The following is a 26,224-nucleotide window of genomic DNA, read 5'->3' on the forward strand; positions in this document are numbered from 1 at the left end:
AGTAGTGTAACAGATATCCTTCGCTGATGCAAAATCCTGAACTGGATTCCTGCTTACTTGTATAGCTGTGCTAATTTAGCAAAGTCGACTGTCCCCAAGCCGCTCGCTTGATTGTAAACCGTTCCGGTCTGACCGGTGTAATACAAATTGGAATTATCAGTTGTATCGTTAAGCGGATGAAACGGCGAGTCAGTTTGCGAAGCCAGCTGATAAATTTGCGGATTCCAGAAGCCCATTCGTTTTCGACCCGGTTGACTGTTGATTAACGCAGCCGTTGCGGCCATTTGAGGAGAGGCAATACTGGTACCGCCAGATGGGATCCAGTTAATCTTACCCATTGGATAGTAGATCATGTATCCCGTCATCGGGTCAGCGTCTGCAGAAACGTCCGGATAGTTTCGACCCGTACTGGTCCCATGAACCAGGTCAGAGTCAAAGATTGGCTGATCCAAATTTGACAAGTAGTTGCGGGCATTAAACGTGTTCACTCCGGAAACATCCTTCTGGTAGGCCGGGGTTGGTACCAATTTGTTAAACCCACCGCCACCACCGGAGCCGGCCACGCTCAGAAGAGATGGTACCTGAGCAATCAAATTTGGACGGCTGTCAAAGGCCGGCCAGAGATAGTCCATCCCCCAGCTGCGTTCTTTGGCGACAGAAACTTGTCCAAGTGGCATTGCGCCGACTTTTGTGGACGTTCCAAAGTTCTTTGAGAATGGTAACGTGGTCCCCCCAACTGAGGTAACCCACGGATTAGATTCCATCACCGGCGTTGAGTTGGCCGAACGGTTGAGCAAGACATGATTGCCGGAAATGCCGCCGATGCTGTAAGGAATGCCCCCATCATCTCCAGCCGCGTCAAATTCTGAAATCCCCTGCAGTGCGCCCTGTGCCAGGACAACATTTAAAACGTCTGAATAATAAGGCGTCAAAACTTTACGAGCTTTCAACAGATTAAGCAGATTGCTGGAGCCTAATCCCCAACTGCTTGAAATTGCACTCACCTTATTTTCATTAAACGCCAATGAATAAGCATTAATCATGTTAACCAAAGTCGGCACACTGTTATGGTTCCAATACATGCGAATATCAGCTTGTGGGGCAACGGAGCCAGCGTATTCAACGTCCATGTTGGTTTCCGCATCATTTCCGCCACTCAATTTAGGATCAAGAATTGAATTAGGGACATTTTTAACAGTCAACCGGCTCATATCGGTGCTGGCATTTTCGTGCTTCCAAAAATGGTAAGCGTCACTTTTCTTCATACCGCCAAAGGCAATGATCCCAATCGTCTGACCCTTGCCGGTAAGTCCTTGATCATAGAGTGACTGAACGTTATACCGGTCAGTAAATTGCTTGGTGTAGCCGGCAAACGCATAGGTATTATCAAGTCCCTGTGTGTTTGCACTTGGCGCATTTGGAAAGACGTAATGCTGGTTATGATTCCCCATTCCAAGAACCGTCCAAACCGTATCGGCCAGACTTGCCGGAATAACCGGTTGGGTCTTGCTGAACTGAAGCGGGTTGCTGTGGTAAGTTGCAGTTTTCATATTCATCTTAAACGTTTGGTCGAAGTCTTTCACCTTGCCGGAAACGGTCAGTAACAAACCACTATCATAGACAAACGTTTTGAGATGATGCTTGGCCAAATAAGCTTTCCAAGCATCGGTAACCGACTGTGGCTGGCCGTATTTATCCCGAATGTCACTGGGTGTCAGATAGTTTTTAAATTGTGAGCTTCCAGGCGTATTAACATCAAGTGCCTGTTGAAAAAGAGCGGTCTTATCCTTTGGCTTTAACACAATATCAATGACAGTATTCGTACTCGACTTAATAGCAGCCGGCCGATACAAATTAGTCGATGTCAATGCGCCATAGGTTTCGGCAATTGGATCACTTTTAGCTTGAACATTTTGAGTACCAACTCCGATACTTAACAAACTGACTCCCAAAATAAATATTTGAATCCCCCAACGTTTCATAATTTACTCCCCTTCAAACGTTATTTTAAGTATTTCACAATTATTATAGAACGCTTGATAGGGCTGCTGGGAGATTAACAACTATTTTGTGCAAAAATACCGATTGTAATGTCACTCAATAAATTTTCAACTTCTGCCTTACGTATTTATGATGTATGCGCCAAAAAGAATCATATTATTTGGCTTAATACACATTGTTGTGTATAATACAAAACACAGAGGACGAATAATCATGCCTATGACCCCCAAAGAAATGATCGAGCTTCTTCGACAGAACGGCTTCGTTAGGAAGCGACAGCGTAAATCATCGCATCTAATCATGTTTAACCCCCAGACCAAAATAACGGTCCCAGTTCCAATGCACGCAAAAGAACTCAAAAAAGGTACCCAAAGCGGTATTTTAAAACAAGCAGGAATAAAGAAGGTATAGTGATGGCTCATAAATTAGTAATTTACCCCGTAATTCTCCACCCCGAAAAAACTGGCTATAGCGTTGAGATCCCAGACATTAACAACGGTGCATGGACCCAAGGCGAATCAATGGAAGAAGCACTTGAAATGGCTTCGGATCTAATCGGCACGATGTTGGTAGACGAAATGACGTGGCCAAAACCAACCGCTCTCGAGGATATTCAAGTTACAGGAACTGATATCAAAACCATTGTTTCTTTAGACATGGAAGACTATCGCAGACGAACGTCTAAAACAGTCCGGAAAAATGTTTCGATTCCAGAGTATTTGGTTAAAATGGGAAAAGACCAGCATATCAACTTTTCAGAGGTCTTGACACAGGCATTGGAAGATAAATTAATTAATTAAAGAACTGCTGACATGCCTATCCTGTCAAGCAATGATAATGACATTATCGTAGACACTGTGAATTCATTCCACGCTGTGGTCTTATTCTTCCCAACGTCTCAGGTCTGGTCCCCCAGGAATCACCCGGTCAATCGAGGTAACCGGATCATCGCTGACTTGAAAGAAGTGCTGCTTGATGGCCATGAAGTCCGAGTTTTGTTTGAATGCCGGAATTTGGTAGCATGCTTTTGCGTAGCGCCAAAGATTTGGGAAGTCATCGAGTCGTTTCTTATTCAGCTTACTCTTGAAGTAGAACACAACGTCAAAGCGAATTAGGCTGACGACCAGCCAGAAATCGGGTAACGTGATGTGGTCACCCATCAAGAAACGGCGGTCGGCCAACCGTTGATCCAGCTTTTCCAATCGATCGAAATACTGGTTGAACAGGATTTCATATTCAGTTTGGGAATCAGCATCACTGATTTTGCCGGGAACCGATGTGATGTCCGTGATAATCCGTGTATTCATTGAATCAATCTCATCTTTTAAATCATCCGGGTAAACGTCTGGTACTTTCTCAGAAAAAAATGCCTTCCACTGACCACCCAGTTCAAACATAATATCGCGTGATGAATCATTCACCACGCCACCCGTGGTTAAATCAATCAGGGCTGGAACCGTTGGCCGTGCTGAAAAATTCGGGACGGCTTTTTTGTAGTTCTCTGAAAGTCGGGTCGTGTGCAAAACTGGATCTTCATCAGCTGCATCCCTTCCAAAGAACCAATCATCATCGATTCCCGAATGCCGCAATGGATACGTCGCAAATTTTGAAATGACCCGATTTAAACCCGTGTAATCAATCATAATTGCGGCCGGCGTGGCCCACGGGCAGAACTTGGCCCAAACATAGTGATAACGGTTGGGTTCAACAGGCAGCTCCCCCGTTGAAAATTTCTTAGAAAACGGTGATACTTCCGGCTGCCTTGAAGGTAACCCGCAGGCATCCCCATTGTTAATTTTTTGGCTCATCACAATCACTCCTTGATTTCCTTAGTTGACCTTATTGTACACGTTTAAGCAGTGCCATATTAGGGCGAAAAAAAGGGGGCGGCGCAAAACATTTCGTTTTGTCCCGGCCCCAATTGTTCATATTATTGATAACTGTTATATAACTTTTCAAAGTTAACCGTGCCAAGTCCGGTTGCCTGGTTATACAGCTTCCCAGGTTGGCCGACATAGTACAGGTTGGAATTATTATTATCGCTGTCCAATACCGTAAATGGTGAGGTATCTCGATTCTTAGCCAGTGCGTAAATCTGTGGGTTCCAGAACCCCATTCGGGTGCCCTTACCACTATTGATAACGGCAGTAACCCCGTTAAATTGTGGGGCAACGACGCTGGTACCACCAACGATATGCCAGCCCAATGATTTAGCGTAAATCTGATAACCGGTATTGACATCCGCATTCGCTGAAACATCTGGATAATTCCGGCCATACTGAGTGCCACTTACCAGAACCGGATTAGGACTTGGCTGCATCGAATTAGAGATGTATTGACGGGCATTGAAGGTATTAACGCCAGGGAAGTCCTGCTGGTACTTAGGGGCATCATAGAGCTTACTGATACCGCCACCGCCAGCGTTGTACAGAGACATCATCGCCTGTAAGTTGGTTTGGAATAGCTTTCGGTGTTGGGCGTACGCTTTGTACATGTAATCGGCACCCCAGGCACGTTCCTTGTCCACTGAGATTTTAACGCCGCCCCCAAGATTCTTGGTAAATGGCAGGGTGGTCCCACCGGTTGACGTTACCCAAGGACTGTCTGCAGGGAAATCAGCGTAGGTACTGTAATTTGGAATATTAATGGAGTGAAACGTCCCACCAATACCCTGATCATAAGCACCAGAGTCACCAGAAGCCACAAAGGTTGAAACGCCTTGTAGCGCACCTTGCGCCAGTAGCAAGCTTAATGCCTGCCCATAGACCGGCGTCAATAACTTCTTCTGATTCAAGTAGTGGGTGATATATTCGTTCATTCCCCAACTCATGGATAGTGAACTGGCCTTGTTCTCATCAAAAGCAGTCGCAAACGTATTTGCCAATCCGACGTCACTCCAGTTAGCCTGGTAAACACGGATGTTGGCTTGAGGAGCGATTGCGCCTGACTGCTCAACATCCAGCGTGGTTTCCAATTGGTTGGTAGGCGTGTTGGTGGTTTGAGCAGCGGGTGCTGAGATCTTCTTGACGCTTAACCGATTTGGCTTGGCATCAATGCCCTCGCCCTTCCAGAATGTTTCGGCGTCGCTCTTTTTAAAGCCGGCGAAGGTGATGATCCCCACTGTCTGGCCTTGTCCTTGATAACCCTTGTCATAGAGCGGCTGTAAGTTGTACTGTTTGACAAATTTACTTGGTGCATACTTCTCATTAGGTTTACCAACGCTCTTATTACTCTTGGCGTTGCTGGTCACGAGTCCCGATGCGCCCTTGCTGAAGGTGGTGATTCCAAGCACCGTCAGAACTTTATCTGCCAAATTAGCTGGCATTACCGGCTTCTTGGAGGAGAATTGAACCGGGTTGGCATGATACTTTGCGGTCTGCAGGTTGGTTGAGAAGGCTTTGTTGATGTTCTTAGCTTTCCCACTGACATTAATAATCAGCCCATTGGAGAAGGTCTTTGACTTTAAATGGTATTTATTGAAAAAAGGCTTAAACTCACCAGAAACACTCGCAGGTTGACCAAATTCATCCCGAAATTTTTCTGGAGTATAGAACTGCTTGAACTCTGGATTACCAGGGGTGTTAACCGCGTATATTTTGTCGGTTATCTGATTTTCGTTTTGCGGCTTCAAGATGATGTCTAACTGAACATTCTTGTTAGGCAACACCTTTTTCTTCTGCATTAACTTCTTGAGAATTTTTTCAATCCCATAAGGATCTTTGCCGGCAGCTTTCTTTTGCGATGCCGCTTGTGTGAGTGGTGTTGCCGACACAAATAATGCTAAGCTGGCAAACCCCACCAACCAACGAGTAATTTTCTTCATAACTTCCCAACCTCTTTCCGATTTTCAATATGCCGTGGTCGAAGTACACATGGTCTGAATAATCCCTCAATTATTAATCCGAAATATTATGTAAAGGTGTAATTTGCGATGCACCTAAGGAACATCTTCGACTATCTAACTATTGCGAGGTTATACTTTTCAGGTAAATATGTCAAGAATGTTACAGTTTAAATAACGTGATTATTTATACAAAAACATCCCGGAAGCCGTTTTGTGGTTTTCGGGATGCTTTTGTTGTTCTGTGGTTCTATAAAATTCAGATTGGGCCGTTATTCCTCAATTACTTTGGACTTGCAGCAGTCAATGAAAGATTGCTCCAGAATTCATTGTTGGTTGGGGCAACACTATAACCCTTAACACGTTTGTTAACCGGGCTCCATGCCAAGCTAAAGCTCTCAGGAGCGTACGCAGCTTGACTGTTCATGTAACGTTGCCACTTCTTGTATTGTTGGGCACGATACTTAGCGTTCCAAGCCTTACTGCTATTCAAACTGTTAATCAACTCAGTGTTCTTCTTAGTTGCAAAATGCCCCATATTAAATGTTGCATCAACACCATAAATCTGAGTTGGTGTTGGTTCAGATGACAATGACCAAGCGGCTAGGTAGACATCGATGGCAGTTTGCTTTGGCTTTTGAAGAGTAGAGTAAAAACTGTTCATTTCCATTGGCTTACCAGTTGTCATCTGGACATCCAATCCAGCCTTGTGCCATTGTTGCATGTAGTATTGGTACTCAGCTTCAGTTGCAGCAGAACTTTGCATGGCACCTAAATGAATAACCAGCTTTTTACCGTTTGGATCTGTCCGCCACTTGCCTTTCTTCTTGTAACCAGCCTTATCAAGGAGTGACTTAGCTTTCTTCATATTATACTTGAAGCCTGGATTCTTAGCATCATAGACATCCTTAAATGCAGGTGGAATCAAAGTATTGGCTTGCCATGAAACACCGTTCCCAAATTTCTGTTCAACGGCATTAACATTGGCAGCATACATCATCGCCAGACGAAGATTCTTATTTGCCATTTTGGCATTTTTATCCATCACATTTCGACCAGTTTTGGTATCCATGTGACCAACATTAAAACCAAAGTAGTCATAACCCATGGAAGGTGTACCAGCAATCCCATAATCGCTTAGCTTCTTAAACTTAGGATATTGGCTTGAAGGCATAACTGAATTTGGCCCACCGGCTACAAAATCATACTTCTTGGACTTAAATGCAGCTAATGCATTGTTAGTCGATACAACTTGAATGGTAATGTGCTTAATCTGTGGCTTCTTGCCATAGTAATACTTGTTTGGAGACCAGCTCGTTGATTCGCCTTGGACGATTTTATCTAGCTTGTAAGGGCCTGTAAAAATCGGATTCTTACGGACTTTACTTGATGATGCAAGTTTAGAAATTGGAATTCCCTTAAAGTACTCATATGGTTCAACAGTTTGCCAAATAAATGAGTTTCCTGCGTATTTCATGGATGGTGCCATCCGTGAGAAATGAATAACGGCAGTCCGACCATTCTGCCCATCTGGGAAGGTGATGCCAGAAATTGTCTTAGATTTCCCTGAATGGTAAGCCGCCATCCCTTTAATAGCAGCAAAATCGGATGAATATTGTTGTGATGTTGTGTTTTTATTTCCAATTATTTCATATGGATATTCAACATCTTTAGCCGTGACTTTAGCACCATTTGACCATTTTGCGTCCTTACGAAGGGTAATTGTAACGGTTTTTGCTTTACGGTCAATCTTTTGGTTGGCTAATCCACCGTTGACAATCTTGTAGTTCTTCGTAACGTTGAACAGGTTCCCCGAGCCACCGGGTGCGAATACATCTGTGTCTTCAGCGTTAGTCCCCAACGTCGGTGACGAAATCCCCGCAAACGGCGCATCGTTGACTTCGGCAACCTTTAACGTACTATTATTTCCTGCTGTAGTCGCCTTACCCGGGCCACTATATGTAGCTGACATTGCCACGTGCTTGCCAGCGCCTGATTCACTGCTGCTCTTACCATTAGAGCAGGCGGCAAGTGTCATAACTGATACAGCCGCAATTCCGACTGTGAGCCATTTTCTTTTGCTCATAAAACATCCCTCCAATTTAAGATTCAACTAAACGACTAACAAAACCACACATCAATCTGCAAAAATTGCACCATCCCCTTTATCGAACTTACATTATTTCTGATCCTGGCCACGCCGTTGTGCCGCGTTGGTGGTTCGCCGCATCACTTGACCGATATAACTAATCGACAAACACAAAATGATAATCTCAACGGCTGCAGGAAGCCACGTCCACCAATACTGGGTAATATTTTCAGGGTCGTTGGCGTTGGCAATCAAAGTACCAAGTGACGGCGTTCCCATTGGCAGACCGAAGCCCAAGAACGAAAGCCCGGTTTCAACACCAATGTTTTCTGCAAATGACAGCGTCGTGTCAACAATGATCAATGACGAAATGTTCGGCATGATTTCTCTGAAAATAATCTTGAAATTACTGGTTCCGGACGTTTTTGATGCGGCAACGTAATCCTTTTGAGACTCAGCCAACGTCCGCGAGCGAATCAGACGTGAAGTCCCCATCCAATAAAAGATCGATAAGATAAGGGTGAGCGTAATCGCGTTGTAATGCGGGATAATCGTGACAATAACAATGATCGTCATTAACATTGGAATAATCATCATAAAGTCATAAACCCGTTGCATGGCCAAATCGACCATTCCGCCAAAGTAGCCGGATACCAGCCCCCAGCAGATACCAAAGGTCGAAGAAATAATCGTCAAACCAATGGCAATTGAAATGGAATTTCGTGAACCGACAATCAGTTCTTTGGCAATCGAGCGGCCACCGGCATCGGCACCCAGCCAATACTCCGGTGTAAACGGCTTGTTATAGTAGCCCATAATGTTGGTTTCCATCATTTTGGGAACGTCAATAAACATCGAGGCAATAATGACAAATAAAATAAAGAAAATGAGTAGGAATAAAGAAACCATCGCTGGTTTGTCAGCTTTGAATTCGCCCCACATAATCTTCATTCGAGATGGTGTGGCCTCTTCGTTTGCTTCCTTGGTTAATCGTGCCAGGTCTTCCTTTGAAATGGTGGTTGCTTCTTCAATATCGCGTTTCATCTCAGCCACCCCCTACTCAACCCGAACCCGTGGGTCAACGATGCTCAAGACAATGTCTGAAAGCAACGTTCCCAACAAGTTCAAGAAGCCATATAACAAGACCAAAGCAGTAATAACGGTGTAATCGCGGTAATTGATGGCGTTTAAAAATAGCAAGCCCATACCAGGATATGAGAAGACCATTTCAGTAAAGATGGACCCACCCAATAAACCAGTGATCGAATACCCGGCAAACGCGGCAATTGGTAACAGGGAGTTCCGGAAGATGTGGTGTCTGTAGATGTCTTTCATCGGCACCCCTTTTGATCGTGCCGTTCGAACATAATCAGAGTGCTTAGCATCAATCACTTCTGACCGCAGATACTGGACAATATTGACGGTCCCAAACAAGGCACCCAGTAAACCGGGTAAAATAATGTGATCCAGCCGCGACAATATCGTTCCGCCAAGTCCACTCGCCTGAGCAGAAACCGATCCGCTGGTTGGGAACCAATTAAGCGCATATCCGAAGATCCAGATTCCAATAACCAAAACAACGAAGAATGGAATCGACATGGTGACGTATGTATAAACACGGACCAATGTATCTTGAAGTTTGCCTTCGTGATGAGCGGCGTACAAGCCAAGCGGCAACCCAATGGCGTAAGTTAAAACCATTGTGAACAGTGCTAACCACAGGGTGTTGGCACCACGTTGCTGAATCAAATCAACAACCGGCTCCTGATACTCATAGCTCATTCCCAAGTCCCCGTGGAACAAATGGACGACCCAATTCCAGTACTGTTGGTACCAGGGATCGTAAAGACCGTGGATCTCCATCAAATGATGAATCTGAGCAGGATCGGCCCGTGGGTTAATCGACCCGGTAAACGGATCTCCGGGCATTGCCTTTGCGAGCAGAAAAACTAAAATACTTAAAATAATCAGTTCCGGAATCATAATCAGAACCCGGCGCAAAATTGTTTTCCACATCAGACATTGACCCCCTTTTTCTCAGACTGTTGTTCAAATTTTTCGGCAAGTTCGGGTGGCAAGGCAACCGAGTGCGTCGGCGAAACCTGAACCAGCGGGAACGCCATGCCATCTTTGTCGTAATACGTTTTTTGTTGTTCTTGGTAAATCTTTTCAATTTCCAACCGGTGCTTGCGATGTTCTTCTCGATGATTGACGTTGGTTTCGGGAATCGCCGCCAACAAACGCTTTGTGTAAATGTGCATTGGATTGTTGTAAATGTCATCTCGGGTTCCAACTTCAACAACGCGCCCGCGAGTCATAATGGCAATATTTTTGCACATATGGCGGACAACCCCGAGATCATGAGAAATAAACAGGTAAGAAATGCCAAATTGGCGCTGGATTTTCTTCATGAAGTTAAGCACCTGGGCTTGAACGGATAAGTCCAGTGCCGATACCGGCTCATCGGCAATAATGAGCTTTGGGTGGGTCGCCACTGCTCTGGCAACCCCAATTCGTTGTCGTTGTCCACCCGAGAATTGGTGGGGATACTTATACAAGGCATCGGCATCCAGGCCAACAATGTCCAACAATTGAAGAACCCGCAATTTTTCTTCTTCCTTATCCAGATGTTCAAAATTCCTAAGAGGTTCTGCAATCACATCCTCAATTCGTTTTCGTGGGTTCAAGCTGGACAGCGAATCCTGGAAGATCATTTGAACATCCCGGTTATAATCGAGCTTTCTGCGATTTTCCGCTTTGGTAACGTCTTTTCCTTTATACATAACGGTTCCCTGAGTTGCTTTTTCCAGACCAATAATTGCTTTGGCGGTTGTCGACTTGCCAGATCCGGATTCACCAACCAAGCCGTACGTTTCTCCGGCTTCAATATTAAACGTGACGCCGTCGACAGCTTTGACGTTATCAACCACCCGGTTCCAAAAGCCCCCGCGAATTGGGTAGTGAACCTTTAGGCCATTAATTTCAATTAGACTCATGACCGGCGCCCTCCTTTACTTGATCCGGGAAATAAAAGTCTTTGTAGCAAGTGCAGCGGACTAAATGATCGTTGCCGATATCGTGCATAACCGGATGCGCTTCGTGAGCGGATGCTGGAATCCACGGTATTCGTGGTGCAAACCGGTCACCGTCTTTCGGCATCTTTTGAAGTGAAGGAACCATTCCTTGAATAACGTAGAGTTCATCGTTTTCGTTATCCCGTTGCGGCATCGATCGTAGCAGTGAACGCGTATAGGGGTGCTTGGGCTCATTAAAAATCTGAGCTGCTGTCCCTTGTTCAACAATTTGTCCGGCATACATAACCGCAACCCGATCGGCTGTTTCGGCAACCACGCCCAAATCATGGGTGATCAAGATAATGCCGGCGTGATTTTCTCGTTGGATATCTCTTAAAACATCCAGAATTTGAGCTTGAATCGTCACGTCCAAAGCCGTCGTTGGCTCGTCAGCAATAATCAAATCTGGTTTACAAGCGATTGCAATTGCAATAATAATTCGTTGCCGCATCCCACCAGAAAGCTGATGTGGAAATTGGTGCGCGGTACGTTCAGGATCTTCAATCCCAACCTGATTAAGGAGTTCAATGACCCGCGCATGACGTTGCTTTTCTGTCATGTCGGTATGATAAATCATGACTTCTTGGATTTGGTCTTCAATTCGTTTGAGCGGATTAAGTGCAGACAAAGGATCTTGGAAAATCATGCCGATTTTGGCGCCTCGAACATTGTTATATCCCTTCTCATCCAGCTTCAATAAATCCGTTCCTTCGAAATCAATTTCCCCCGAAATCTTGGTTTCTTCCGGATCGTGAAGTCCCATGATCGTTGTGGCCAAAGTGCTCTTACCACAACCAGATTCGCCAACAATGGCCAAAATCTCATCATGTTTCACCTCAAGATTGACGTTTGAAACAGCATCATAGTATTGACCGTTAATCTTGAATGCGGTGCTCACACCTTTAATGTTCAAGAATTGGTCGGTATTTGTCTCAACCACGTGACTATCTCCTTTTGACGACTTATTTATGTATATTCTTTGTTTGATTAAAATGTGATTAACGGTGTAGCCATTAATTTATATAAAAAACATTATATTCTCATTGTATTCTCATTTCAAACCATGTTAAGTGTTTTTTGTTAAAACGTGTCCCAGAACAAAAAAATGACAGGAGAAATCGCCTGAACTGCGGTTTTCCTGCCATTTTTTAAAATTTATTTTGGGATGACATCTCGGTGGAATGTGAGTTCAATAAACATTCTTTACCATGATTCAGGGAAATCTGAGGCGTGACCTCATCCATCCCGAGTGCACTTAATATCAACCAAGGTAGATAAAATGCGACCTGGTAACGACTTTGGACTTCTACAACCAAGAAAATAAGTGCCATGCCAATCAAAATCGTTACCCGTAATAGTCGGTCAACAGTCGCCACAATCTCGTTTTCTTCATTTAACGCCGGTACCATAATGTACATCCGACTAATTTTGCGTTGAATCGCGACAGAAAAACGGGCTTCGGCATCCTTTTTGCAGCAAATGTTAAAAACGTTGAGGATACCAAATCCTCCCGTACTGAATAACGAAATAAACAAGCAGGACCAAATTAGCGGCCAAAAATTCATTTAAACACCTCCACAACCATTCAGCTCGGTAACATATAACCTAAAAAGAAGACCGGAGCAAAACATTTAGTCTTGTTTCCAGCCTTCTTTACTCACCGAATTTTTTCAACACTTCAATTTTTACCAACCCCAGCATGGGAAGAAGTGATGGTGACGATGGTGATAAACATTAATCAAATTAACATTGTTATTTGAGTCAGGTAATTGTTGTCCCGGTGTCCGGGTCTTGTACCCGAATGGCACGTAGTCCTCGGCAACCGTGTAAACGTACTTGTTACCCTGCCCATCGTATTGTGGTAAGAAGTGGAAAGTCGTTTCGTAGCAGTTAAAATAACTGAGTGTGCGGTATCGATAAGGCACACCATTTTGATACAGTGTGATATTGACACACGGTGTGCACTTCCAGAACGGCACGTTCTTCCAAGTCTTCGTGACGTGAACATAAGTGAAGCACTGCGGCTTTTGTTGATAAACGTTGGTTAACGTCACAACGCCTTTGCTGTCAGGTGCAACTTGTGGGTTACCATCCGGATCGCTCTTGTAGCCATCGGGAACCTGAGCCTCATTGACTGTGTATTGAATCGCATGGCCATCCTTGGCAAATTTGGCCAAGCCGGTAAACGTCTGTTGATACGAATTATCTGAATTCAGCGTAACTGTTTTTCCAGTGTCCTTGCCATCAGCATATAGCTTGGCAGTTACAGCTGGTGTCGTTACGCCATCAGGAACATTTTTCCATACTTTCTTAACGGTTACGCTGGTCGTTGTATCGGTATGATCACCGTTCGCAGAACCTTTTCCCATCGTTAAGACAACCGTCTTGGTGCTTGAAGACGTCACTGGTGTCCCAGTCGTGGAACTTGTCACATCAGTTGCCGTAATTGAAGCAGTGTTTGGCAAATCAAGTTCAGTGCCATAAAGGCTGTACTCGTTGTCATTACTGATTGATGTCGTCGACATAATATTGACAGCCTCATCCAAAGTGCCATTCCACTGGAAATCAAATCCGGTTGCGGTTGGGGTGACCGTGTAATGGGTTGCCGCAATCTTTTGGCCGGTTGCGTTAGATGTCACATACAGTGAATCAGCTTTCATACTCTGCGCCGATTGGTTACCTAAGACATCGTTGACCTTAACATCGTTTAACTTGTGGTTATTGGGATTAATCAAGACCTGCCAGTTAACTTCTGATAAGGTCCCGTTTGGTCGAACCGACTCGTTAATTCCCCAACCATTCTTAGCAAGAAATACGTTAACTGGATAACTCGGTGTAAATGCGCGGGTTCCAGTCACTGAGAATTCAAGTGATCCGTGACGGTTCTTATTGTATTTTGCCCAGTAAGCCGCGTTACTAAAGGTGATCTGGCCGGTTGTCGACTTTGGATTGGCAACAAACTGACCAACTGTTTCATTAGTGTTGCTGGACTGAATGTCAAATTTTTCCGGCGTTCTGAAGACCGCTCCCTGCGGTAAGGTGACCGTGGCGGTATCCCCATCATTAACGGTCGTCCCGTCGGCAATTGTAAAATCATAGTCCAGCGTATGGACCGGCCCCGCATACCACAATTGAGAAGTGGTCGGCAAAACCGTGGCACCGTCTTCCTTTGCAGAAGTTGCGGACAATCCTGTAATTTGAGTATCAATGTTGCTAGCACTGACATGAGTGGTGGCAACAACAGCTGGTACAAATGTGCACAGCAAAATTGCCACGATGCTTAACAAGCGAAAATGCGTCAAAACAAACTGACGTAATTGAGTAAAATGACGTTGCATCTTATCTCCCCCTAAATAGTTAATTTGAACCGAGATGTTGAAATACTCAACATATTACACAATAATAATGAACCATTTTTACGTATTCCCCGTACGTTATGGCCGATTTCCCCTTTGTGCAAACTCGATACAAATAAAGCGTACCTCTAAAACATTATTGTGGCAACCCTTTTACAAAATTGAGTTTAATTTCAGAACAATAATTAACAATCTGTTACTATACTAAAGTAGTTATGTGGGTGTTCATTTATTTGATTTTAGCCAAAAAAAGTGGCCAACAAATGATTGTCGACCACTGTAATATTACTTTTTAGTTATTTCAATATACTGATATACTTAGTATTTCCAGTAATATAACCATTAGCTACTCGGTACCTTAACCGGCCATGATGACTGACACTATTGGCGTCAGAATAGTCGAAGCCGTAAACTTTGAAACGTTTATGAGCCGACTTTGGATAGTGCTTGTTCTTCTTTGTCAAATTGACATTGGCATACCGATTGATGGCACCTTTAGCTCGAACCGATTTTGGCAGTCTGCGGTGTCCCATCTGAACTAATTTTCGATTGGCAGTGACGTATTGACCATTATCCAAAATGAATCGGGTTGTCAGATGATAATTAACCACCTTTTTAACCTTGAGAACCGATCCCTGCTTATAATTTTTAACCTTATCACTTAAGTTCACCTTTCGATATCCGTTCACGCCCCGCGGGTTGATGACCGTAATCGTTTTCTGGCGGCTTTGATAATATACTGGGCGAACATACTTCCAACTCGCCGTGATGTAGCCGGTTTGGTTGCGATTCTTTGTCAGGTGGTTTACGTCTCGAACCTTGTAGCGTAGATTTCCGTTTCCATCACGGCTGTATCCAGTGACGACAAACATCGGTCGATAAATCCGTGGCTTTTGCACGTACCATGCTTTTCGACTACGTTGCTTAAAGTCCTTTGAGCCATACAAGCCAATCTTCTTAATCGCATAGACTACGGCACCTTTTTTGGCGACAGTACTTGGTTCAACAATTGTCGAACTGGAGGAACTGCTGTTGTCGTTGGAAGAAGGGGTGCTTGGCGTTGTTGGCGTTGCGGAACTACCCCCACCCCCATTGCCGCCAGGAGTTGGCTTAGGTGTCGGTTGGGCGGTAATCGTATAGGTTGCTTTGACCGCATTTAAATTAAAATCATCGTTTGGATACTTTGCCTGCAACGCTTTGATTTCTGCAGAAGTTAAGGTGATCGAATAACTGCCGACAGCCGATCCATCATTTTCAATGCTGTATTGGTCAGCCGTCAATTTGATGGTGGCTTGCGTCGTACCATTGGCATCCCTCAAAGTCAGCGTTGGCTGATAATTGCTTTGGCTGACTTTTTTGCCATCATAGACTTTGCTGCCATCGGTTAACGAGGCCGTCCCCTTTTGCTTGGTGACCGTCAATGTTGCTGTGGAAGTTCCATCGACCAGCTGATTGCTGGCACCCAGGATGCCGGCAATTCTTGTTTTACCGGAATCACTTAATACGACCCGGTAGCTTCCCGCATCGGTTACACCATTCTCGTGGTCAGCGACCATCAAATCAGAATCTTGAAGGGCGACCTTTGTCCCATCGCTCATGGTGATCGTAAAGTGACTAGCCGCCGGCAAATGAACTTTACCATCAAATCCAACGCTCTGTGATCCTTGAATGGTATATGAAACCTGATGAGGTGCCAAAATCGTATAGGTTGATTTAACGCTAGTTAATTTTGACAAGTCGTAATCTGAATAGGTGGTTTTTAATTGAGCAATCTCACTAGCTGCAATCGTGATTGAGTAGCTGCCAACTTTCGAGTCATCGTTGGCAATGTCGTACTGTCCCTTTTCAAGCTTAACCGTGGCAATCACGTTGTCGCCGTCCTTCAAGGTTAAGGTTGGCGTGAACCCACTTTCGCTGACTTTTTTGCCATCATAGGTTTTTGATCCACCACTCAAAGTTGCAACAACATTTTCGTTAGGGGTAATGGTATAAGTTGCACTTACTGCACTCAAATCTGAAAACGAAACATTTGAAAAATGTGCTTCAATTGCTGCAATGCCCGTTGCAGTCAGTTTAATTGGATAACTGCCAACCTTTGAATCATCGCCGACAATCTCATACTGACCGGCCGAAAGCGCCAGAGTACCCAAGGTATTGCCACTGCTATCTTTAACCGTCACAGTCGGCTGATAACTCTTGCTAGCGACCTGACCATCATAAACTTTGGTTCCGTCATTCAGACTGGCAGTTGCATTTCCGTCGCGAATCGTAAATGTAGCACCACTGCTATCCTGAGTCAGGTTATATTTATCGCCATAAGCGGCTTCAATATTTTTCTGTCCCTGATCAGTCAGATCAACCTGGTAAGTCTTTGCATCAGCGGCGTTATCTTTAACCGCAATGTCGCCGTCTTTTAGCGTGTAACTATCACCCGAGCTTAAACTGACACTATAGTTTGAAAGCGTTGGCTGCTGTACTTGACCATTATAGTCAACGGTTTGACTGCCAATTAATCCATATGTGATCGATTTTTTGGCAACCACAACGGGTACGGTTGTTGAATCATTGCCATAAGCATAAGTCACGTAATAGGTGCCAGCCTTGCTTGTATCAACACTGGTTAATGTCTTGCCAGACTGGTCTTTAACCGTCACCGTCATTTTATCGAGATCTTGGCCATCGTAATTATCAGCAGCCTTCCAGGAATCACCAATATAGATGGTGGAAGGGTGCGCCTTAATGGTCGGCACTGTTCGATCGACCGTGTAGTTACCAGAATATAGTTGATTATTATTATCTTTAAGTGTCCAAGTGAACGAAAATTGGGTTGTTTTGGCGGGAACATCAAACTTGCCGGTACTTTGATCGTAAGTGACGCCATTGGTTAAATTAGAAATGTCGATATTTTGATTCGTCTTCCCGTTGGTATCGATACTAAAAAGGTCACCAATCGATACTGTCGCCTGATCGGCAACAATTGTTGCGACCTGACCAACAGCACCACTCGTTGGCAGCTGAGCTGACGGGCTCGAAATCTTGGTAATATTATTTTGAGTAAACGCATCGGCTCCAATTGATGAGCTTCCTAAAAGGTCAACTTCTTTGATCAGGTTGCCAACAAAAGCCTGGATCCCGACTGATGTCACACCTTTAGGAATTGTCACCGTGTTTGTAATTTTATTGTAGGCAAAAGCAGATGTCCCGATAGTTTTAAGTGCATCATCAAACGTGACCCCGGTAATTTGATTACCAGCAAACGCCTGATTGCCAATGCTTTGAACAGCAGCAGGAATTGGAATCGTTCCTTTAAGTCCCGCATACACAAAGGCGCCTTCGCCAATATCTTTAAGTGAGGTTGCATCCGACCAATTAACGTCAGAGAGTTTACTATCATAAACAAAGGCTTGATCCCCGATGCTCACCAAATTGGAATTAAGCGATACTTTTGCCAAATTGTCCATCGCAGCGAAGGCTTTCTCGCCAATTGTTTGAACGCTTTGTCCCAAGTTCACTTGAGAAACGTGGGCATACGCAAACGCCAGTCGGCCAATAGTTGTCACTGAGTCCGGTAGTGTAATTGATGTCGTCTGTTGAAGGCCGACAAAAGCCAAATTACCAATTGTTTTTAAATTCGTTGCTTGAGAGAAATCAACATTGGTCAAATTTTTCAAGTACGCAAAAGCCGACTCTCCGATCGTTGTTAAGTATTTCGGGAGGGTCACACTCACAACGCCGTCCTGGTAGTCAAATGCATGACTACCAATACTGGTTACTTTATATGTTTGGCCATCATTGGTAACCGTATCAGGAATCACGACGCTACTTTCGGTATTTCCAGACTGACCAAACCAGACATTAGCGCCCGTTACAGTTGCTGTTTTGTTTACAGAATCAAAGGACCACTTAAAATCAGACTGTGGTGTTGATTCCCCCGTTGTCGCTGTGTCAGCGGCCAACGCATCACGAGGGGACATCAAATAACCAGTATCAACAATACCGGTTCCAATCCCCAATGTAAGTGTTAACAACACTGCTGTCAGCTTTGATTGTTTCATTTAAATTCCCCCAGAAACAGGTTGTCACTATTGCATTAACTAATTAATTATATTGAATCAATCTTAAGTTACCCTTAAAAAGCCAACAAATTATTTCCGATCTGGCCATTAAGCCCCTATAACTTCTAAAGAGACCTGATCATTGGCCGACAGCTGTAAATCGTTCATTATGATGAGTTGGATGTTCCATTTCATCATTAATCACTTTAGCCATCGTTTCCGAAGTAATTTCTGATTTGCCAGCTGCATTGGTCAACAAACTGTCTTTCCCAAGCACAAAATCTGTCGCATCCCCCGGCTTAAAATTAGCGCTCGGTGAAACCGCAACCCAATTGACATTCTTGGTATTCATTAACAGTTGGTATTCCTTAAACTGTTGGCGTGGCACCTCAATAAACGATTCGTTATTCGGCATCTTTTCAAGCTTGTCAATTAACCGATGTCCGTTGCCGGTTTCAAGGCTGGCAGCCCCCAGTATGAAGAACAGCCGGGGCTTGTCAGTATCCTTTGCCAATTCAACCAGTCGAGCAGCCAAGTCAACGTGCTTATATGCCTGACTCATATCGTGGGTGGCAAATGCGTCGACTAAGACATCCAAGTCTGAAATATCAACGCGTTGAATTTCAAAGGCGTCCTTCGTCACGAGTTTGACCCCGTCCGGCAGCATGTCCCTTGCTTTATCTGCATTGCGAACAAATCCTGTTACTTCAAAGCCACGGCGAACAGCTTCGTTGACAATTGCACTGCCAGCCATTCCGGTTGCCCCAATTACGCCTACTTTAAGTGTCAAGTTCAAGCCTCCCAAAATAATCAATCGCGTGTCATATTATTGTGCAAATTGTTTTAAATTATATGATTAGTATCCGCTGATTTGTCACGGTGGTCAACTATTTTGACTGCGCTACGCCTTGTTGCAACTGCGTTTACGGCCACAAAAAATCAGGAGCTTATCGACAGCTCCTGACTTGTTTAATGAATATTCAACTATTTATTAAGCTAACTTAACCGGCTTTCCGGCTACATCAATTGTGATCGGCTCACCACTGATTAATTTGAAGTGTGACCCATCCTGGTCGACGTCAACTTCAATCAGACGATCACGGAAGACCTGTCTGAATGAGTAGTGTGACCATTTCTTCGGTAGGAATGGTGCGTAATGAAGTTCGCCATCCCGAACCCGCATGCCGGCAAATCCTTGAACGACTGCAATCCAGCCACCGGTCATCGCTGTAATATGCAGGCCATCGACGGTGTCGTTATTGTAGTTATCCAAATCAAGCCGGGCAGTCCGTTCATACAATTCAACGGCCTTTTCTTCATAGTGAAGATCAGCTGCCAAGACTGAGTATATAGCAGGTGACAAGCTTGATTCATGAACCGTGTATTGCTCGTAGAAGTCAAAGTTCGATTTCTTCTCTTCCGGCGTGAAATCATCGATGAAGTCCCAAATTCCTTGGAGGACATCTCCCTGCTTGATGTATGGCGAACGCAAGATTTTATCCCATGACCAATTCTGGTTAAGCGGCAATTGGTCGGCAGGAATCTCTGAGACCGGCTTGAGGTCTTTGTCCAAGAAGCCGTCATGTTGAACAAAGATATTAAGATCCTTGTCATAAGGCAAATACATATTATCGACAATATCTTGCCAATGCTTCTTTTCGTCATCGCTCACATTTAACTTCTGAGCCTGTTCTGGTGAAACTTCTTTGAGAATTTCAAGTGTGTATTTCAACGTCCACTGGGCCAAAATGTTGGTGTACCAGTTGTTATCAACGTTGTTTTCATACTCGTCCGGACCCGTAACACCGTGAATCATGTAATTCTTGTTTCGTTGGCTATAGTGAACCCGATCAGCCCAGAAACGGGAAATCTCAGTTAACACCTTTGAGCCTTCGTTCAGCACATATGACGTATCGCCCGTGTATCGGGTGTAATTATAAATCGCAAAGGCAATGTCACCATTCCGGTGAATTTCTTCAAAGGTGATTTCCCATTCGTTATGACACTCGATTCCGTCAAATGTCACCATTGGGAACAAAGCGCCCTTGAGGCCCTGCTGTTTGGCGTTATGGTAGGCACCATCAAGCTGCTTGTATCGATACATCAATAAGTTGCGTGTCACTTTAGGGTCGGTGATTCCCAGATAAACAGGAACGGCGAACGCTTCGGTATCCCAATAAGTGGCGCCACCGTACTTCTCACCAGTAAAGCCTTTAGGACCGATATTCAACCGTGAATCTTCACCGTAGTATGTGGAGAAGAGTTCAAACAAGTTGAAGCGAATTCCCTGTTGTGCCTCGGTATCCCCATCAATGACGATGTCAGACTTATTCCAACGATCTGCCCAAATCTTTGTGTGAGCAGCAAACAACTCGTCATAGGATTGACTTGCGACTTGATCGCTTAATTGAGTCATGGCAGCCGTTAAAGATTCTGTTGAATCATAATCCCGTGAGGTCACGACAATCACACGTTTTTCAAGTTGAGCCGAGTCGTTTGGTGCCAACTCGCCTGTGAACTGATTAACAACTTCTTTGTCGTTTGGCTGAGAAACATTTACTGCCTTTAAATCCGTCACATTGCGCATTTCCATCCCTGAGGTAAAACGTGGGGTGCCAAATGCATTCGGCGTCGTTTTAGCAACGACATTTCCACTTTCGGTTCCCTGCTTGGTTGAAAGGACTTCCCAGAACCGTTCGTCATAATTGGCGTCTTCGTTTTTCACATCCGCGTCAATCGAAGAATCAATTGTCAGATCAACTTTAGTTGAACCAAGATTCTCAACGGATACCCGCTGGACGGAAAGTTCTTGCTGCGCAACACTCAAGAAACGTTCAAATTTAACGCCAACTTTGGCATCTCCTTTAGTAACGGTAAATGAGCGGGTTAACAATGCTTGTTTCATATCCAGGTTCAATTCAAAATCGCTGAATTGATCCTTAGCGAGGTCAATGGCGTCACCATTAATCTTGATGTTCATCTTAATGAAATTAACCGCGTTGACAACTTTACCAAAGTAATCTGGATAGCCATTTTTCCACCAGCCAACCCGGGTCTTATCAGGATACCAGACACCGCCGAGATAAACGCCGGCAAGACTGTCACCGCTATAATTCTCCTCGAAGAAGCCACGCATCCCCATATAACCATTTCCAAGGCTGGTCATTGATTCCTGCAGGCGTTTGTCTTCAGGCTTGAAGTCATGGGTAACAATATTCCAGGGCGCTACTTCAAAAGTTCTTTTCATAAGTTAATGTCCTTTCTATGCTCGATAAGTTTCTTTAATAAATCCAACTGAGACTGCTCCCAAGGCCATGATGATACCGGCTAACAGGAACATGTTTGGTTGTGCGTTTCCAAGTAATGGGAACAAACCAAAGCTGGCAAGTGAGGCAACAATTTGTGGCAGGCAGATTGAACCGTTGAATAGTCCGAGATAAGTCCCCATGTGCTCACCAGACAAGGCGTTGGTAACCATTGTTAATGGGTAAGTGTTCATAGATGCCCATGCCATTCCAACGAGGGTAAATGACACGATCAAAATGTACTGTGAATGAACGAAGAAGACGGAAATAAATCCAATTGCACCAAGCGCCAAGCTTAATGAATAGCCTAACTTATGGTGGTTATTTGGTAATTTAGCCAAAACGTATGACCAGATAACGGCGGCAATTGATTGAACGGCAGCGAGAACACCGTACCAGTTTCCGGCAGCTTGATAACCTGCAGAAGTTGCGTTGGTTGTGTTCCAAACGTTGCTGGCAATGGCTCCGGCAGAGTATGTCCAGAGGTATTGGAAGGCAACCCAGCAGAAGAATTGAACCAAGGTAACAGTCCAGAATACTTTTGGTGCCTTCTTCAGTAATTTCCACCAGTTGCCACCAGTTGAGTTGGCTTCTTCAGTAATGCCGTGATACTTGGCGTAAGTTTTCGGATCATATTCATGAACCTTGAAGATCGTTAACAGACTGGTAAGTAGTAGGATTGCGGCCCCAACGTAGAATGAAATCACAACTGATTGTGGGACAACCCCCTTCTTAGCGGTGTTGGCCACACCTAATGAGGTAAAGATGAATGGGAAGATGGCTGCGATGACCGCACCACCATTTGATAAGAAACTTTGAATTCCGTATGCGTAACTCTTTTGATCATCGTTAACCATGTCACCAACCATCATCTTAAATGGCTGCATCGCAATGTTTGACGACACATCCAGTAAGGCAACGGTAACGGCCCCAAATACCAAGGCTGTAATGGACGCGTACCCGAACCCGAAGCTTCCCGAGTTAGGCAACAGACACATGACGATAATGGCAATCAGAGTTCCAAGTGCCAAATAAGGTAATCGACGGCCACCCAATTTTGGTGCCCAAGTTCGATCTGAATAGTAACCGATAATCGGTTGAACAATTAATCCGGCAAGTGGTGGCAAGATAAAGAACCACCCCAACTTATTAGGGTCTGCCCCGATGGTTTGGAAGATCCGACTCATCTGTGAGCTCTGCAGGGTAAATGCAATCTGCACACCCAAGAAGCCAAAGTTAATCATCCAAATTGTGCTGGCAGGAAGCGTGGGTAAACCAGACTTCTTAGTCGCTGCTGAACTACTTACTTCATCCATTTGTGATTCCTCCAATTCAAAAATATAAATTATAATAGCGTTTACATTTTGTATTATGACACCTTTTAAAATAAAATGCAAACGGTTGCATGAAATTGAGTGAGCATTTTGATCAATTTGTTCTCCGATTCTTTCTGGTACCGATTCCATTGCGGCTCTTCTTACTATTGAAGGAATGGATTTCGGATGAGTCTGTCACCAGGTAAATGAGTGCCAAAATATTAAAGAAAAAAAGTTTTTTGACGATTTTCACTGATATATAACGTTTGTGGTCTAGACCTGAAGACAATTATGAAAAAGACGTATGTAAATACCGTCACTGTTTTCATTGCACTTCGATCAAAAATGTTTTATATTGAACAAGCATTCACAAGTAACTTGATGAACAACAATTTCATAAGGTGGTGAGATTTACATGTTGTTAGGTAGTGTTGAAGCTGGTGGTACAAAATTTGTTTGTGCCGTTGGTAACGAGGATTACCGGATTTTGGACCGGACGCAGTTTCCTACGACCACTCCAAAAGAGACCTTACAAAAGACTGTTGATTACTTCAAACAGTTCAAGGATCTCAAGGCAATCTCGATTTCTTCATTTGGACCAATTGAGCTTCGTAAGAACTCGCCTAAGTATGGGTACATTACAAATACCCCAAAAAAAGGCTGGGCCAATACAAACTTTGTAGGTCGGATTAAAGAGGATTTTGATATCCCAATTAGTTGGACAACCGATGTTAACGGCTCCGCTTATGGCGAGTACGTGATGGCAACGCTGTTCAACGAAAAAATTAATTCGTTGGTTTATTACACCATTGGTACCGGAGTTGGTGCTGGTGCAATTGTCAACGGAAACTTCGTTGGTGATATCGGCCATCCCGAAATGGGGCACGTTCGTTTGAAACGTCATCCGGACGACCTTAACTTTAAGGGAATCTGCCCTTACCATGGCGACTGTTTGGAAGGTTTGGTTTCAGGACCAACATTTGAACCACGAACTGGTAAGAAGGGGCAAGACGTTCCGATGACGGATCACACTTGGGACATTATGGCGTTCTACGTTGCTCAAGCAGCAATTCAAGTCACCTTAATGCTCCGTCCAGCCAAGATTGTCTTTGGCGGCGGTGTTGTCAGCGAGGACTTCTTGAAGAAGGTTCGGGCACAGTTTAATGACTTACTGAACAATTACGTTGACGTTGGTGACCTCGATAAATATATCGTGATGCCGCTGGTCAAAGAAAATGGTTCGGCAACAGTCGGGGACTTTGCCTTAGCTTTGAAAGAATACAACAAGTAACAAGTTATTTTTTTGACACATTCCGCAAACGTTTGTGGAATAACGGATATTAAAAGGAGATTATTTATATTATGAAAGCACTTGTATTTACTGGAAAACAACACATGGAAATTCAAGACATTGACAAGCCAGAATTAAAGCCTGACGAAGTACGTGTCGACACTGCTTACGCTGGTGTTTGTGGTACTGATCACGCCCTTTATAACGGCCTTCCAGGTTCAGCTGATGCTGTTCCTCCAATCGTCTTTGGTCACGAAAACTCAGGTGTTATTTCCGAAGTTGGTTCAAACGTTGATGGCTTCAAAGTTGGCGATCGTGTCACTGTTGACCCTAACATCTACTGTGGCAAATGTTTCTACTGCCACACTGGCCGTCCAGAACTCTGTGACAACCTCTCAGCCGTTGGTGTAACTCGTAATGGTGGCCTTGAAGAATCATTCACTGCTCCTGCCACAAACGTTTACCCTATTCCTGACAACGTATCTTTGAAGGATGCTGCTGTTATCGAACCAATCTCATGTGCCGTTCATGGTATCGACTTACTTAAATTGACACCATACCAAAAAGCCTTAGTTATTGGTGATGGCTTCATGGGTCAATTGTTCGCCCAAATCCTCCAAGCTTATGGTGTTCATCAAGTTGACTTGGCCGGAATTATCGACGAAAAGTTGGATCTCAACCGTGAAAAATTAGGTGTTACCAACACATTCAACACAACTCGTGACAAGCTTCCTGCTGACTACGATGTTGTTATCGAAGCCGTTGGATTACCACAAACTCAGGAACAAGCAATTGAAGCTACTCGCAAGGGTGCTCAAGTATTGATGTTCGGTGTTGGTAAGCCAGATGCTCATTTCTCAATGAACACTTACGAAGTTTACCAAAAGCAATTAACTGTTCAAGGTTCATTCATCAACCCTAATGCATTCGAAGACTCAATCGCCCTTCTCCAAAGTGGTGACTTGAACGTTGATGCCATCATCAGCAACGTCTTCGACTTAGACGAAGTTGAACCATTCTTGCAAGGTAAGACTAAGGGTGTTTCAAAGGCTGTTGTTAAAGTAGGTGAATAGTTTGAAAAATACCGAGGAATCAGCCAGCCAAGTATTAAATGGCCGGACGATCTCGATGTCCAAGTCGATTACCTTCTTCATCATTTCACTGGTAATCAACTCTGCCGGAAATGTACTGACACTGGTAACGAGTGCGCAAATCCACCCTTCCTACTTGGGATCGGCTTACTGGACTGCCGCAGAAGCTAACCTGGCTGTCGCATTTGGCTGGAATCTGTTTTGGACATTCTTAATTCTTGGAGTTGTGATTACAATTTTAAACGCCATCCTAGTGGGTCACTGGAGTTGGCGAAGAGCTTTAGGTAACTTGGTCTTCATGGTTCCTTTCTCCGCGTTGATTCAAGTATTTGAAGACTTCTTCCTTGGTAAGTACCCAGCATTGTTCAGCGGGTTTCCACCTGCAAAGACCCCATTCATGATCGGATTTTACATCGTCTTGAACTTCTTGGGTGTCGCAATGATTGGGACTGCAATCTCAATTTACCAGCGTGTCAACTTAGTGTTGCATCCTGCTGATGACTTAATGCAGATTCTGCGTTTTAAATATTTCAAAGGAAATGCCAACACAGCAATGTGGGCTTCTTACATCCCACCTACACTGATGGCGATCCTGGCATTCGCAATTACCCGTCAATTCACCAACTTCGGAATCGGAACCATTTTCGCGTTCCTATTCCAAGGTGGTATTACAGGAATTGCGGATACAAAAATCTTCCCTAACCTAAAGCATCAAGCGCTCGATGTTGGGAAAGATGAGTAAAGCTCGCATCAAATCGGCCTAAGATATTTCATCAAAAATCAAACACGATTTTAATGGACCTAT

The 26,224-nt window shown here is 44.3% G+C and carries 19 protein-coding genes; 5 read left to right on the plus strand and 14 right to left on the minus strand.

Features of this window, described 5'->3' with window-relative positions; genetic code table 11:
* Positions 1-53: 53 nt before the first annotated feature.
* Positions 54-1,982 (minus strand): S53 family peptidase, encoded by a 1,929-nt coding sequence (locus FC51_RS02765; protein ID WP_057909878.1) that lies wholly within the window; start codon positions 1,980-1,982, stop codon positions 54-56.
* Positions 1,983-2,235: 253 nt separating this feature from the next.
* On the opposite strand from FC51_RS02765, the gene FC51_RS02770 reads away from it, so the two are divergent.
* Together FC51_RS02770 and FC51_RS02775 are read left to right on the plus strand one after the other, a co-directional pair.
* The gene (locus FC51_RS02770; protein ID WP_319643882.1) at positions 2,236-2,412 is read left to right on the plus strand and encodes a type II toxin-antitoxin system HicA family toxin; all 177 of its coding nucleotides are present in this window, start codon (positions 2,236-2,238) and stop codon (positions 2,410-2,412) included.
* Positions 2,413-2,414: 2 nt separating this feature from the next.
* Positions 2,415-2,801, plus strand: a complete 387-nt coding sequence (locus FC51_RS02775; RefSeq protein ID WP_057909876.1) for a type II toxin-antitoxin system HicB family antitoxin — start codon at positions 2,415-2,417, stop codon at positions 2,799-2,801.
* Between the two features lie 81 nt (positions 2,802-2,882).
* On the opposite strand, the gene FC51_RS02780 is transcribed toward FC51_RS02775, so the two are convergent.
* The 13 genes from FC51_RS02780 to FC51_RS02840 all read right to left on the minus strand — a co-directional run bounded on the left by FC51_RS02780 (position 2,883) and on the right by FC51_RS02840 (position 23,037).
* Entirely contained in the window at positions 2,883-3,809 is a 927-nt protein-coding gene (locus FC51_RS02780; RefSeq protein WP_057909875.1) for a glutathione S-transferase C-terminal domain-containing protein, read from the minus strand.
* A gap of 122 nt (positions 3,810-3,931) precedes the next feature.
* Positions 3,932-5,824, minus strand: coding sequence for a S53 family peptidase (locus FC51_RS02785; protein ID WP_057909874.1), 1,893 nt, complete (start codon positions 5,822-5,824; stop codon positions 3,932-3,934).
* Between the two features lie 301 nt (positions 5,825-6,125).
* Complete coding sequence (locus FC51_RS02790; protein ID WP_057909873.1) at positions 6,126-7,928, minus strand: oligopeptide ABC transporter substrate-binding protein; 1,803 nt, start codon at positions 7,926-7,928, stop codon at positions 6,126-6,128.
* Positions 7,929-8,021: 93 nt separating this feature from the next.
* Positions 8,022-8,975 (minus strand): ABC transporter permease, encoded by a 954-nt coding sequence (locus tag FC51_RS02795; RefSeq protein WP_057909872.1) that lies wholly within the window; start codon positions 8,973-8,975, stop codon positions 8,022-8,024.
* Between the two features lie 12 nt (positions 8,976-8,987).
* Positions 8,988-9,947, minus strand: a complete 960-nt coding sequence (locus tag FC51_RS02800) for an ABC transporter permease (RefSeq protein WP_057909871.1) — start codon at positions 9,945-9,947, stop codon at positions 8,988-8,990.
* Entirely contained in the window at positions 9,947-10,927 is a 981-nt protein-coding gene (locus tag FC51_RS02805) for an ATP-binding cassette domain-containing protein (protein WP_057909870.1), read from the minus strand. Before FC51_RS02805 ends, FC51_RS02800 begins: the two co-directional genes overlap by 1 nt.
* Entirely contained in the window at positions 10,914-11,945 is a 1,032-nt protein-coding gene (locus FC51_RS02810; protein WP_057909869.1) for an ABC transporter ATP-binding protein, read from the minus strand. The genes FC51_RS02805 and FC51_RS02810 overlap by 14 nt, the downstream gene beginning before the upstream one ends.
* A 208-nt stretch (positions 11,946-12,153) precedes the next feature.
* On the minus strand, positions 12,154-12,570 hold the full coding sequence (locus tag FC51_RS12490; protein WP_057909868.1) for a hypothetical protein: 417 nt from the start codon (positions 12,568-12,570) through the stop codon (positions 12,154-12,156).
* 120 nt (positions 12,571-12,690) lie between these two features.
* Positions 12,691-14,343: a Cna B-type domain-containing protein gene (locus FC51_RS02820; protein ID WP_057909867.1), complete on the minus strand. Its 1,653-nt coding sequence runs from the start codon at positions 14,341-14,343 to the stop codon at positions 12,691-12,693.
* Positions 14,344-14,657: 314 nt separating this feature from the next.
* Positions 14,658-18,416: an MBG domain-containing protein gene (locus tag FC51_RS02825; protein ID WP_057911140.1), complete on the minus strand. Its 3,759-nt coding sequence runs from the start codon at positions 18,414-18,416 to the stop codon at positions 14,658-14,660.
* Positions 18,417-18,555: 139 nt separating this feature from the next.
* Complete coding sequence (locus FC51_RS02830) at positions 18,556-19,206, minus strand: NAD(P)-dependent oxidoreductase (protein WP_057909864.1); 651 nt, start codon at positions 19,204-19,206, stop codon at positions 18,556-18,558.
* Positions 19,207-19,407: 201 nt separating this feature from the next.
* Entirely contained in the window at positions 19,408-21,663 is a 2,256-nt protein-coding gene (locus FC51_RS02835) for a glycoside hydrolase family 65 protein (protein ID WP_057909863.1), read from the minus strand.
* A 15-nt stretch (positions 21,664-21,678) separates the two neighbouring features.
* Positions 21,679-23,037 carry an SLC45 family MFS transporter gene (locus FC51_RS02840; protein WP_057909862.1) on the minus strand — a complete coding sequence of 453 codons (1,359 nt, stop codon included), beginning with the start codon at positions 23,035-23,037 and terminating at the stop codon, positions 21,679-21,681.
* A gap of 415 nt (positions 23,038-23,452) precedes the next feature.
* On the opposite strand from FC51_RS02840, the gene scrK reads away from it, so the two are divergent.
* From scrK to FC51_RS02855, 3 genes are all read left to right on the plus strand, one after another.
* Entirely contained in the window at positions 23,453-24,328 is an 876-nt protein-coding gene (gene scrK, locus FC51_RS02845) for a fructokinase ScrK (protein ID WP_057909861.1), read from the plus strand.
* 71 nt (positions 24,329-24,399) lie between these two features.
* Positions 24,400-25,401, plus strand: coding sequence for a zinc-dependent alcohol dehydrogenase family protein (locus tag FC51_RS02850; RefSeq protein WP_057909860.1), 1,002 nt, complete (start codon positions 24,400-24,402; stop codon positions 25,399-25,401).
* Position 25,402: 1 nt separating this feature from the next.
* A complete protein-coding gene (locus tag FC51_RS02855; protein WP_057909859.1) occupies positions 25,403-26,161 on the plus strand; it encodes a DUF6198 family protein in 759 nt (252 codons plus the stop codon).
* The last annotated feature ends 63 nt before the right edge of the window (positions 26,162-26,224 follow it).

The sequence above is a fragment of the Lentilactobacillus parabuchneri DSM 5707 = NBRC 107865 genome, from assembly GCF_001435315.1.
Classification (GTDB): domain Bacteria; phylum Bacillota; class Bacilli; order Lactobacillales; family Lactobacillaceae; genus Lentilactobacillus; species Lentilactobacillus parabuchneri.

Coding starts and splice junctions, on each gene's coding strand:
- FC51_RS02765 (WP_057909878.1), bottom strand. CDS start 1,982: ATGAAACGTTGGGGGATTCAAATATTTATTTTGGGAGTCAGTTTGTTA.
- FC51_RS02850 (WP_057909860.1), top strand. CDS start 24,400: ATGAAAGCACTTGTATTTACTGGAAAACAACACATGGAAATTCAAGAC.
- FC51_RS02820 (WP_057909867.1), bottom strand. CDS start 14,343: ATGCAACGTCATTTTACTCAATTACGTCAGTTTGTTTTGACGCATTTT.
- FC51_RS02775 (WP_057909876.1), top strand. CDS start 2,415: ATGGCTCATAAATTAGTAATTTACCCCGTAATTCTCCACCCCGAAAAA.
- FC51_RS12490 (WP_057909868.1), bottom strand. CDS start 12,570: ATGAATTTTTGGCCGCTAATTTGGTCCTGCTTGTTTATTTCGTTATTC.
- FC51_RS02800 (WP_057909871.1), bottom strand. CDS start 9,947: ATGTGGAAAACAATTTTGCGCCGGGTTCTGATTATGATTCCGGAACTG.
- FC51_RS02780 (WP_057909875.1), bottom strand. CDS start 3,809: ATGAGCCAAAAAATTAACAATGGGGATGCCTGCGGGTTACCTTCAAGG.
- FC51_RS02835 (WP_057909863.1), bottom strand. CDS start 21,663: ATGAAAAGAACTTTTGAAGTAGCGCCCTGGAATATTGTTACCCATGAC.
- FC51_RS02795 (WP_057909872.1), bottom strand. CDS start 8,975: ATGAAACGCGATATTGAAGAAGCAACCACCATTTCAAAGGAAGACCTG.
- FC51_RS02840 (WP_057909862.1), bottom strand. CDS start 23,037: ATGGATGAAGTAAGTAGTTCAGCAGCGACTAAGAAGTCTGGTTTACCC.
- FC51_RS02785 (WP_057909874.1), bottom strand. CDS start 5,824: ATGAAGAAAATTACTCGTTGGTTGGTGGGGTTTGCCAGCTTAGCATTA.
- scrK (WP_057909861.1), top strand. CDS start 23,453: ATGTTGTTAGGTAGTGTTGAAGCTGGTGGTACAAAATTTGTTTGTGCC.
- FC51_RS02790 (WP_057909873.1), bottom strand. CDS start 7,928: ATGAGCAAAAGAAAATGGCTCACAGTCGGAATTGCGGCTGTATCAGTT.
- FC51_RS02825 (WP_057911140.1), bottom strand. CDS start 18,416: ATGAAACAATCAAAGCTGACAGCAGTGTTGTTAACACTTACATTGGGG.
- FC51_RS02770 (WP_319643882.1), top strand. CDS start 2,236: ATGATCGAGCTTCTTCGACAGAACGGCTTCGTTAGGAAGCGACAGCGT.
- FC51_RS02805 (WP_057909870.1), bottom strand. CDS start 10,927: ATGAGTCTAATTGAAATTAATGGCCTAAAGGTTCACTACCCAATTCGC.